Annotated in this window: 7 protein-coding genes and 4 pseudogenes; 1 reads left to right on the top strand and 10 read right to left on the bottom strand. The window is 62.7% G+C overall.

Annotated elements, in window-relative coordinates:
• Nucleotides 1–212, top strand: a pseudogene (locus HP546_RS18765) (transposase); the annotation flags it as partial.
• A gap of 318 nt (nucleotides 213–530) precedes the next feature.
• Here the strand turns inward: HP546_RS18765 and HP546_RS31885 are convergent.
• The 10 genes and pseudogenes from HP546_RS31885 to mutL all read right to left on the bottom strand — a co-directional run.
• Nucleotides 531–1,076 (bottom strand): annotated as a pseudogene (locus tag HP546_RS31885) (methyl-accepting chemotaxis protein); the annotation flags it as partial.
• Between the two features lie 360 nt (nucleotides 1,077–1,436).
• Nucleotides 1,437–1,649: pseudogene (locus HP546_RS31880) on the bottom strand (methyl-accepting chemotaxis protein); the annotation flags it as partial.
• Nucleotides 1,650–2,645: 996 nt separating this feature from the next.
• On the bottom strand, nucleotides 2,646–3,938 hold the full coding sequence (locus HP546_RS18755) for an adenylosuccinate synthase (RefSeq protein WP_172228235.1): 1,293 nt from the start codon (nucleotides 3,936–3,938) through the stop codon (nucleotides 2,646–2,648).
• Nucleotides 3,939–3,994: 56 nt separating this feature from the next.
• Nucleotides 3,995–5,182 carry an ATP phosphoribosyltransferase regulatory subunit gene (locus HP546_RS18750; RefSeq protein ID WP_172228233.1) on the bottom strand — a complete coding sequence of 396 codons (1,188 nt, stop codon included), beginning with the start codon at nucleotides 5,180–5,182 and terminating at the stop codon, nucleotides 3,995–3,997.
• A gap of 300 nt (nucleotides 5,183–5,482) precedes the next feature.
• Nucleotides 5,483–6,352 (bottom strand): protease modulator HflC, encoded by an 870-nt coding sequence (gene hflC / locus HP546_RS18745; RefSeq protein ID WP_172228231.1) that lies wholly within the window; start codon nucleotides 6,350–6,352, stop codon nucleotides 5,483–5,485.
• On the bottom strand, nucleotides 6,352–7,533 hold the full coding sequence (gene hflK / locus HP546_RS18740; protein WP_172228229.1) for an FtsH protease activity modulator HflK: 1,182 nt from the start codon (nucleotides 7,531–7,533) through the stop codon (nucleotides 6,352–6,354). The genes hflC and hflK overlap by 1 nt, the downstream gene beginning before the upstream one ends.
• A gap of 96 nt (nucleotides 7,534–7,629) precedes the next feature.
• On the bottom strand, nucleotides 7,630–8,931 hold the full coding sequence (hflX, locus tag HP546_RS18735; protein WP_172228227.1) for a ribosome rescue GTPase HflX: 1,302 nt from the start codon (nucleotides 8,929–8,931) through the stop codon (nucleotides 7,630–7,632).
• A gap of 12 nt (nucleotides 8,932–8,943) precedes the next feature.
• On the bottom strand, nucleotides 8,944–9,204 hold the full coding sequence (hfq, locus tag HP546_RS18730; protein ID WP_172228225.1) for an RNA chaperone Hfq: 261 nt from the start codon (nucleotides 9,202–9,204) through the stop codon (nucleotides 8,944–8,946).
• Between the two features lie 94 nt (nucleotides 9,205–9,298).
• Complete coding sequence (miaA, locus tag HP546_RS18725) at nucleotides 9,299–10,270, bottom strand: tRNA (adenosine(37)-N6)-dimethylallyltransferase MiaA (protein ID WP_172228223.1); 972 nt, start codon at nucleotides 10,268–10,270, stop codon at nucleotides 9,299–9,301.
• Between the two features lies 1 nt (nucleotide 10,271).
• Nucleotides 10,272–10,764 (bottom strand): annotated as a pseudogene (mutL, locus tag HP546_RS18720) (DNA mismatch repair protein MutL); the annotation flags it as partial.

Here is a 10,764-nt window from a genome sequence, read left to right as displayed (position 1 = left end):
TGACGGTCAGAGAAATCCGTGCCTTTCTCTCCGAGCAGTATGGAACAGAGGTCTCGCCCGACTTCATCAGTTCCGTGACCGACGAGGTCATGGAGGAGATTGGCGCGTGGCAACAGCGGCCTCTGGAGCCGATGTATCCGGTCATTTTCTTTGATGCTCTGCGGGTCAAAATTCGCGAAGAAGGAAAGCATCGAAAGCCATGCTTACCTCTCCTTGGTAAAGATTGGGCTGATAACGACGGCTTGCAGACATCGCCATTTTAAGGCTGCTCCCAAAGGCAAACGGCGGGTTACGCTGCGCGCCTCCTAGTACGAAAGACACTAGTTCCCTGCGCCTGGTGCTGCAATAGAACGTGGACGAATAGGGCGATTTGGGAAATTGCCTGCAAGTTTGACGATGAAGGTGACTCAGTCCTGGTAAGGCGATTATCGGTATGGGGGCGGAAATGCCATCATGGCGGCAGAGCAGCTCACCCTGGCGGGCTATCGAGCTGATATGAGCAATCCCTTTGCCGTAGACCGCCACCATCCTCAAGCCCTGAACTGCCCCAGGCTCGCCCTCAGTTGTGCGGCCAGGTCATCCAGCACCTTGCTGCTGGCCGTGGTCTGCATCACCACCTCCGCCGAGCGCTCGGCCTGGGCATGAATGGTCTCTACCCGCCCGCGCACCGCCTGCGCACCATTTGCCTGCTGCTCGGCCGCTCGGGTGGCCAGGCCGATGGCCGCATGTACCTGCTCCACCGCAGCCTGCACCGACTGCTGGCGGCGTTCATTGTCACGCAACACCAGCAGCCCTTCGCTGGCCTTGAGCCCGGCCTGGCTGATGGTGGCCACGGCCTCTTTGGCACCCTTCTGCAGCGCGGCGATATGCGCCTGAATATCCCCGGTGGAGCTTTGCGTCTTGCTCGCCAGCGCCCGCACCTCATCCGCCACCACAGCAAAGCCACGCCCGGTTTCACCGGCACGGGCCGCCTCGATGGCAGCGTTCAAGGCCAGCAGGTTTGTTTGCTCGGCAATGCCGTGGATCACCGTCAGCACCACTTCGATCTGCTCGCTCTGCTTGGCCAGGCGCTCTATCACCTGAGAACCGGCGTCCACCTGCCCGGCGAGGTTCTCGATCAGGCCCGCCAGCTGAGTCGAGGTACGGCTGTTTTCGTCGGTTGCCTGGCGGATATCCACCACTTGCTGCAATGCCGCCTGCATCGCATGGCTTTCGGCCTGAGCCTCATCGGCCATGCTCGACAGATCACGCAGGCTGGCCGCCACTTCATCCCGTTGCAGCGCGGCTGCGGCATCGGCACCTGCATTGCGCTGAGCCATTGCGCCAATCTCCACGCCAGTGCGCTGCGCCACCTCGCCCGCCTCGCGAACGATTGGCTGCAGCTTGTCGACAAAGCGATTCACTGCCGAGGCCATGTCGCCAATTTCGTCGCGGCTGTCGAGCCGCACACGCTTGGTCAGGTCGCCTTCCCCTGCTGCCAGGTCATCGAGCGCAGCAATCAACAGCCGCAGCTTGCTAAGCACCCGACGGCCAAGGACCACGGCGACCACCAGCAGCACACCAAGCCCGACCAGCGCCAGACCCAGACCGATGCGCCAGCGTAGCTCCGCGGCAGCGTCACGCACAGTCTGCGCGGTATTGGCCTGCATTGCCGCAGCACTGCCTTGCGCCTTCTCCAGGCGCTCGCGCAGGGTCTTGCCACTGTCGGCGGCGGCACCGACCAGGCTGTCGCCGACCAGTTGCTCACCGCTGGCGATCAGGGCCGAGAAACGCTGGTCGAGGGCCTTGAGCTGCTGATCAATACCGGCCGTGGAGACGCCCATCACCACCTTGCCGATTTCAGCGCCATTGGGGTTGATCGGGGACTCGACGAAGTACACCGCCGGGTCCCGTCGGGCCGCATCGATCACCTTGTCCAGCGCCCGCTCACCCTGGCCCTTTTCCATCAACGCTTGGTTGATGGGGTTTTGCCGGTTCAGGTAGCGGGTCAGATGCTGGCCCTGGGCGTCGTCGTAGACCACGAACAGCACGTTGGGGTTGCGCTGTGCGCGGCGGGCGAAGTCGGAAAGCACCGGCACGTCGTTGTCCCAGATGGCCCGCGGGGCCACCGAGGCCAACAGCTCGGCCATGTCATTGGCGGACTCCTTGAGGTTTTGTTCCAGCGTGCTGCGCAGTTGCTGCTGTTCGCTCTGCAGGCGTGCAGACAAGCCTGCGCTGAGGCGCTGGCGGGTGCTGCTGGACAGGCTGTCGAGGCCTGAGCGCACGTCCTGCCCGGCTTGCTCCAGGTCGCTGGCCAGCTGACGGCTGTCATTGCCCAGGCGCTCGCCAAGATCAGCCTCCAGGGCAGTGACCGTGCTACGCGTGAGTGCAACGGCAACCAGCACCTGCACCAGAAGCGCGATACCCAAGGCAACAAACACAGGCCGCAATAGGCGGCTTCGTAACAGTGAGAGGATGGCAGACACGGTGTAACCCTCGTGTTTTCTGGCGCCACTATTTTGATGGCATCGTCAGAAACTTCTTACAGCAAGGGTTGTGCCGGGGGCAGCAGGGATAAACGCCAAGGTTCAGCAATGGGTTTTCCATGAATGAAAACGCCGCGGCCCCTTTCAGGGCCGCGGCGTCAGATCAGCCTGGAGGGCAGATCAGGCGAACGGGTGACGCAGAACGATGGTTTCGTTGCGGTCCGGGCCGGTGGAGATGATGTCGATCGGCGCGCCGGTCAGCTCCTCGATGCGCTTGATGTAAGCGCGGGCAGCTTCTGGCAGCTCTTCCAGGGTCTTGGCACCCAGGGTCGATTGGCTCCAGCCTGGCATCTCTTCGTACACAGGCTCCAGGCCGATGTAGCTGTCGGCATCGGAAGGGGCGTCGATGACGGCACCGTTCTCGTTCTTGTAGCCAACGCAGATGTTGATGGTTTCCAGGCCGTCCAGCACGTCCAGCTTGGTCAGGCAGATGCCCGAGATGCTGTTGACGTCGATGGCGCGACGCAGGATCACGGCATCGAACCAGCCGCAACGACGGGCACGGCCGGTGGTGGAACCGAACTCGTGGCCACGCTTGGCCAGGGTAGCGCCGGTCTCGTCGAACAGTTCGGTCGGGAACGGGCCCGAACCTACGCGAGTGGTGTACGCCTTGGTGATACCCAGGATGTAGTCCAGGTACATTGGGCCAACGCCGGAACCGGTGGAGATACCGCCAGCGGTGGTGTTGGAGCTGGTGACGTACGGGTAGGTGCCGTGGTCGATGTCCAGCAGCGAGCCCTGGGCGCCTTCGAACATGATGTCCTTGCCGGCACGACGCAGGTTGTGCAGCTCGGCGGTGACGTCGAGCATCATCGGCTTGAGCTGTTCGGCGTAGGCCATGCACTCGTCCAGGGTTTGCTGGAAGTCGATGGCCGGCTCTTTGTAGTAGTTCACCAGCTGGAAGTTGTGGTAGTCCAGCAGCTCACCCAGCTTGGCGGCGAAACGCTCACGGTGGAACAGGTCGCCAACGCGCAGGCCGCGGCGCGCGACCTTATCTTCGTAGGCTGGGCCGATACCACGGCCTGTGGTGCCGATCTTGGCTTCGCCACGGGCTTTTTCACGGGCCTGGTCGAGGGCCACGTGGTACGACAGGATCAGCGGCGCAGCCGGGGAGATGCGCAGGCGCTCGCGCACCGGTACGCCCTTCTCTTCCAGCTTGGTGATTTCGCGCATCAGGGCATCCGGGGCAACGACCACGCCGTTGCCGATCAGGCACTGTACGCCTTCACGCAAGATGCCGGACGGAATCAGGTGCAGCACGGTTTTTTCACCGTTGATCACCAGGGTGTGGCCCGCATTGTGGCCACCTTGGTAGCGCACTACGGCGGCAGCATGTTCGGTCAGCAGATCGACGATCTTGCCTTTGCCCTCATCACCCCATTGGGTGCCCAGGACGACGACATTCTTACCCATTACATTGGTCCTCATTCACGCAAACTTGGTTGCCGGCCTGTTGCCGACGCAGAAACTCACTGGGCCAGCGGCAGAACCTGCCAGCGCCCGTCTTGCTGAATCAATTGCCGATCACAATCCGCCTCGAGAGCAGCACTCAACGGCTGGCCAGGCAGAGCCTGGACCACACGCTGGCCCTCGTTGCGCAACTGGCAGACTTGCTGCCAGAGGGCCGCGTCGCCACTGTCCGGCATCCAGATGCCGCCAGTTGGCAATACGACCTCCGCTCGCCCCAGTGTGACCAGGGTCTTCAAATCCGTGGAGAAACCGGTTGCCGGGCGGGCCCGGCCAAAGTCGGCGCCGATGTCGTCGTAGCGCCCGCCCTGGGCGATCGACTGACCTTCGCCCGGCACGAATACGGCGAACACCACGCCGGTGTGATAGTGGTAACCGCGCAGCTCGCCGAGGTCGAAGTACAGCGGCAGGTCCGGGTAGCGCGACGCCAGGCGATCAGCGATCGCCAGCAGGTCGTCCAGCGCCGCCAGCACGCTGGCAGGGGCACGGCCCAGGCGCACGCGGGCCTCGTTCAGCACCTCGCGGCCACCGCACAGCTCGACCAGTGCGCGCAGCATGTTGCCCAGGTCCTTCGGCAGGTCGGCAGTCAGTGCCTGCACTTCGTCCACCGACTTGCGCTGCAGCGCGTCGAACAACTGCTGCTCGACCGCACCGGACAGGCCGGCCGCACGCGCCAGGCCGCGGTAGATGCCGACGTGGCCCAGGTCCATGTGCACATCCGGCACATCGGCCAGTTGCAGCGTGGCCAGCATCAGGCTGATGACTTCGACGTCGCTGGTGGGGCTGGCGTCGCCGTACAGCTCGGCACCCAGCTGGATCGGGCTGCGCGAGGTCGACAGCGCACGCGGCTGGGCGTGCAGCACGCTGCCGGCATAGCACAGGCGGCTCGGGCCTTCACGGCGCAGGGTGTGGGCGTCGATGCGCGCCACCTGCGGGGTGAAGTCGGCACGGAAGCCCATCAGGCGGCCGGACTGCGGGTCCACCACCTTGAAGGTGCGCTGATCCAGGTCCTGGCCGGCGCCGGTAAGCAGCGACTCCAGGTACTCGATATGCGGGGTGACGACCAGTTCGTAACCCCAACTCTGGAACAGGTCCAACACCTGGCGGCGCGCAATTTCGATGCGCGCAGCCTCAGGTGGCAGTACTTCCTCGATGCCATCTGGCAGTAGCCAGCGGTCTACCGTTGCCATTACGCCATTTCCCCTCTGGTCCGGGCGGCTGCCAGCAGGCAAGCCGTCAGTAAAGCCGGTATCGCGCACAGCAGCGGGCAGCACTGATCCCAGCGCAGCCACCGTACCCGACACCCTCAAATTGCCTTGCGACCTGACCAAACCGTCAACTGGCGCAGTGCCAATCAACCTTGCAGACGCAAAAAAGCCGGGAAATTTCCCGGCTGCCTCATCATACACCCCTTTTGATTCAGGATGCACCCTGCCTGGAATTTTACCTGCCAGGCGGGGTGCTCCCGATTCAGCTCAGGGGCCTGAACATCAAGGCCTGCTCTTGTCCAGGTAACGGAAGAACTCGTTCTTCGGGTCCAGGACCATCACGTCGCTCTTGCTCGAGAAGCTCTCGCGGTATGCCTGCAGGCTACGGTGGAACGCATAGAAATCAGCGTCCTGGCTGTAGGCCTTGGCATAGATAGCGGCCGCCTGGGCATCACCATCACCGCGGGTTTCTTCTGCTTCGCGATAAGCCTCGGCCAGCAGCACACGGCGCTGACGGTCGGCATCGGCACGGATACCTTCAGCCAGCTCGTTACCCTTGGCACGGTGCTCGCGGGCTTCACGCTCACGCTCGGTGCTCATGCGGTCGAACACGCTGCGGTTGACTTCCTTCGGCAGGTCGATGGCCTTGACGCGAACGTCGACCACCTCGATGCCCAGCTCCTTGTTGGCCATGCGGTTCAGCGAAGCAGTGATGTCGGCCATCAGTGCGTCACGTTCACCGGAAACCACCTCGTGCAGGGTACGTTTACCAAACTGGTCACGCAGGCCGCTTTCCAGACGACGCGACAAGCGCTCGTCGGCGATCTGCTTCATGCCGGACGTGGCGGTGTAGAAACGTTCCGCATCCTTGACGCGCCACTTGGCGTAGGCGTCGACCATCACCGCTTTCTTCTCCAGGGTCAGGAACCGTTGGGTCGGGGCGTCGAGGGTCATCAGACGGGCGTCGAACTTGCGCACCTGGTTGACGTACGGAATCTTCACGTGCAGGCCAGGCTGGACATCGGCCTGGACCACCTTACCGAAACGCAGCATTACCGCGCGCTCGGTCTGGCCCACGATGTAGAAGCTGTTCCAGGCCACAATGGCCAAGACCACGGCGACGATCAGGGCGATCAGCGATCTATTGCTCATCAGCGGCTCTCCCTAGTGCGCAGCGGCTGCTGTTGCTGTTGCAGGTCCTGCGCTGCACGCGCGGCCGCATCGTTGGCCGATGGCGACACGCTGCCGGTTGGCGCGGACGGGTTGCGGCTGCCTTCGACCATCTTGTCCAGTGGCAGGTAGAGCAGGTTGTTCTGCCCGTCCTTGGTCGCCACCATGACCTTGCTCGAATTGCTGTAGACCTCTTGCATGGTCTCCAGATACAGACGCTCACGGGTTACGTCAGGTGCCTTGCGGTACTCGACGAGCAGCTTGGTGAAGCGGTCTGCCTCACCCTTGGCGCGAGCGATGACTTCGTCGCGGTAACCATTGGCGTCCTCGATGATGCGCTGGGCCTGACCACGGGCTTCGGGGACCACGCCATTGGCGTAGGACTCGGCCTGGTTGCGGGCGCGCTGCTCGTCTTCGCGGGCACGGATCACGTCGTCGAAGGCTTCCTGCACTTCACGCGGGGCTGCCGCGCTCTGTACGTTGACCTGGGTCACGGTGATACCGGTACGGTAGTTGTCGAGGAAGCGCTGCAGGCGTTCGCGGATATCCACGGCCATCTGCTCACGGCCTTCGGTCAGCACCTGGTCCATCGAGGTGGAACCCACCACGTGGCGCAGGGCGCTGTCGGTCGCGTGCTGAAGGCTTACCTCAGGCTGGTCGACGTTGAGCACGAAGTCCTGCAGGTTGCTGATCTTGTACTGGACGGTCAGCGGCACCTCGACGATGTTCTCGTCTTCGGTGAGCATCTGGCCCTGCTTGGTGTAGGCACGCTCGCGCGTGACGTTTTCCATGTACTTGCGATCGATTGGCGGGAAGTAGATGTTCAGGCCGGGACCGACCGTCTCATAGTACTTGCCGAAGCGCAGCACCACGGCCTGCTCCTGCTCGTCGACCACGTACACGGCGCTGTACAGCCAGATAGCCGCCAGCACCGCCAGGCCAATGCCCAGCAGACCATAGCCGCCACCCTTGCCGACATTGCGGTCACCGCCGCCACGTTTCTTGTTACCACCGAACATGCCATTCAGGCTGTCCTGCAGTTTGCGGAAGGCCTCGTCCAGATCCGGCGGACCTTTCTTGTCACCACCGCCGCCGCCGCCACCACGGCGACCGCCCCAGGGATCCTGATTGTTCGAGTTGCCACCCGGCTCGTTCCAAGCCATAGCGCTCTCCATCTGATAAAGCAAAGACGCGCCCACGGCGCGCCGTCCAATGCTACAGAATGCCTGTCACTGCTGCCCGACGACCTCGACGAGCATTTATTGCAAAGTGTGTTGCTCGACAAACACTTGCGGCTCCATGCCTTCACGACTGACCAGGCGATTCAGTTCGACCATGGGCAGTCGCACGCTCAGCAAGCTGCGCCCTTCTTCATCATGCTCTTCACTGCGCACGGCACCCAGGGCAAAGAATTGCGCGCGCAAGCGGGCAAAACGCTGCTCCAGGCACAGTGTGCCGACAAACAGATCATCCCCCAGCAATTCTGCAATCGCCTGGCCTACAAGCTCCAGGCCACGCCCATCGCGTGCCGATACCCAGACCCGCTGCGGTTTGCCATCGGCATCGCGCTGGATCTGCGGCTCGACATCTTCGAGCAGGTCGAGTTTGTTATACACCTCGAGGATCGGCAAGCCTTCGGCACCAATCTCGCCCAATACCGCCAGCACCTGCTCGATCTGCTCCATGCGCTCTGGCTCATGGGCGTCGATCACGTGCAGCAGCAGGTCGGAGTTGCTCGACTCTTCGAGCGTAGCCCGAAATGCCTCGACCAGCTTGTGCGGCAGGTGGCGTATGAAGCCCACGGTGTCGGCCAGCACGATCGGCCCCAGGTCGTTCAGCTCAAGCCGGCGCAGGGTCGGGTCGAGCGTGGCGAACAGCTGGTCGGCAGCGTACACCTCGGATTGGGTCAGGGCGTTGAACAGCGTGGACTTGCCGGCGTTGGTGTAACCCACCAGCGACACCGACGGGATGTCTGCGCGTTTGCGCCCGCGACGCGCCTGCTCGCGCTGGCTGCGCACCTTCTCCAGGCGTGACTTGATCTGGCGAATACGCACCCGCAACAGGCGGCGGTCGGTTTCCAGCTGGGTTTCACCCGGGCCGCGCAGGCCGATACCACCTTTTTGTCGCTCAAGGTGGGTCCAGCCGCGCACCAGTCGCGTGCTCATGTGGTCCAGCTGGGCCAGTTCGACCTGCAGCTTGCCTTCATGGGTACGCGCCCGCTGGGCGAAGATATCGAGGATCAGCCCGGTCCGGTCGAGCACACGGCACTCGAACACACGTTCGAGGTTGCGCTCCTGACTGGGCGTGAGGGTGTGATTGAAAATCACCAGGTCGACCTGCTCGGCATGGACCAGGTCGTGCAGCTCCTCGACCTTGCCGCTGCCAATCAGGTATTTCGCCGAAGGCTGATGCCTTGTCACTGTCACCAGCGAGACGATATCCGCCCCGGCCGACAGTGCCAGCTCCTGAAACTCCTGCGGATCTTCGCGCGCCTCAGGGTTCTGACCTTCCAAGTGAACGAGCAACGCCCGCTCACCACCACCGTGGCGCTCAAAGAACAATGCAGGCTCCTATCAGGCGTTGCCTGGCTCGCTGTCGCCGTGCTCGGCATCGGTCGGGCTTGGCAGGCGAACCGGACGGGCCGGAACCACGGTCGAAATGGCGTGCTTGTAGACCATCTGGCTGACGGTGTTCTTCAGCAGTACCACGAACTGGTCGAAGGATTCGATCGAGCCCTGCAGCTTGATTCCGTTGACCAGATAGATGGATACCGGAACCTTTTCTTTTCTCAAGGTATTCAAGTAAGGGTCTTGTAGCGAATGCCCTTTTGACATATGCCGCACTCCTGTAAGGATAAATAATAGAAAATCAATAAAATCGATAAATTAGGCCGCCCCTTCGCAAGAATAGACGGCAATCAGCAGGGACTCAGCTCAATATGGAGATGGCCCCAAGGTATTTCAAGGTGCGGGACAGATTGTCGCAGGCCAGGCTGTCAAGCCAGTGAACATCGGGCCAGCCACGCAACCAGGTGAACTGCCGCTTGGCCAGCTGCCGAGTAGCGATGATACCGCGTTCTCGCATCTCATTCTCAGTCAGCTTGCCGTCCAGGTAATCCCAGACCTGCCGATAACCCACTGCCCGTATAGACGGCAGCCCGGCGTGCAAGTCACTTCTGGCTCGCAGCGATCGGACCTCTTCAACGAAGCCCTGTTCCAGCATTTGTGAAAATCGTAACGCAATTCGCTGATGCAAAATGTGACGATCTGTAGGAGCAATCGCCAAACTCGCGACAGTATAGGGCAAATGTCCGGCAGCGCCTGCGTCTGCGCCGCGACTTTCAGCGAATTGACGCTGGCGATGAACCGTCATGCTCTCGCCGCTCACCCGAAACACCTCCAGCGCACGGATCAACCGCTGCGGGTCGTTGGGGTGAATTCGCGCTGCCGACTCGGGGTCGATTTCGGCCAGTTGGCGGTGCAGTTCGGCCAGGCCCAAGGCGTCTGCCTGGGCTTCCAGCTCGGCACGGACCGCAGCATCGGCCGCCGGCATGTCTGCCAGGCCATCGATCAAGGCCTTGTAATAGAGCATGGTGCCACCCACCAGCAGCGGGATCTTGCCGCGCGCGGTAATGTCGGCCATGGCTTCCAGTGCGTCGGCACGGAACTGCGCGGCCGAATAGCTCTCGGCCGGGTCGCGAATGTCGATCAGCCGGTGCGGGTGGGCGGCAAGGATTTCTTTCGAGGGCTTGGCCGAACCAATGTCCATGCCGCGGTAGACCAGCGCCGAGTCGACGCTGATCAACTCGCACGGCAGCACCTTGGTCAGCTCGATAGCCAGGTCGGTCTTGCCGGCCGCCGTCGGGCCCATCAGGAATATCGCAGGGGGCTTGACGCTCATTTCATCGACCGCGCAGGAAGAGTTTGTCCAGGTCGTCCAGGCCCATCTGGGTCCAGGTGGGACGGCCATGGTTGCACTGGCCGCTGCGTTCGGTGTTTTCCATGTCGCGCAGCAGGGCATTCATCTCGGGTATTGCCAGGCGCCGGTTGGCGCGCACCGCGCCGTGGCAGGCCATGGTGCCCAGCAGTTCGTTGAGGTGCGCCTGGATACGGTCGCTGGTGCCGTACTCCATCAGGTCGGCGAGCACGTCCTGCACCAGGCGGTTGGCCTCGGCCTGCTTGAGCAGCGCCGGAATCTGGCGGATCGCCAGGCTTTCCGGGGCCAGGCGCTGCAATTCGAAGCCCAGGCGCTGGAACCACTGCGCGTGCTCTTCGGCGCAGTCGGCTTCGCGCTGGCTCAAGGCCAGGGTTTCCGGTACCAGCAGCGGCTGGCCGCTGAGGCCTTCGCTGGCCATGGCCACTTTGAGGCGCTCGTACATGATGCGCTCGTGGGCG

The sequence above is a fragment of the Pseudomonas sp. CM25 genome, assembly GCF_013179705.1.
Lineage (GTDB): Bacteria > Pseudomonadota > Gammaproteobacteria > Pseudomonadales > Pseudomonadaceae > Aquipseudomonas.
The sequence above is the reverse complement of the archived record's forward strand: the minus strand, read 5'-3'. Positions and strand labels throughout refer to the sequence as shown.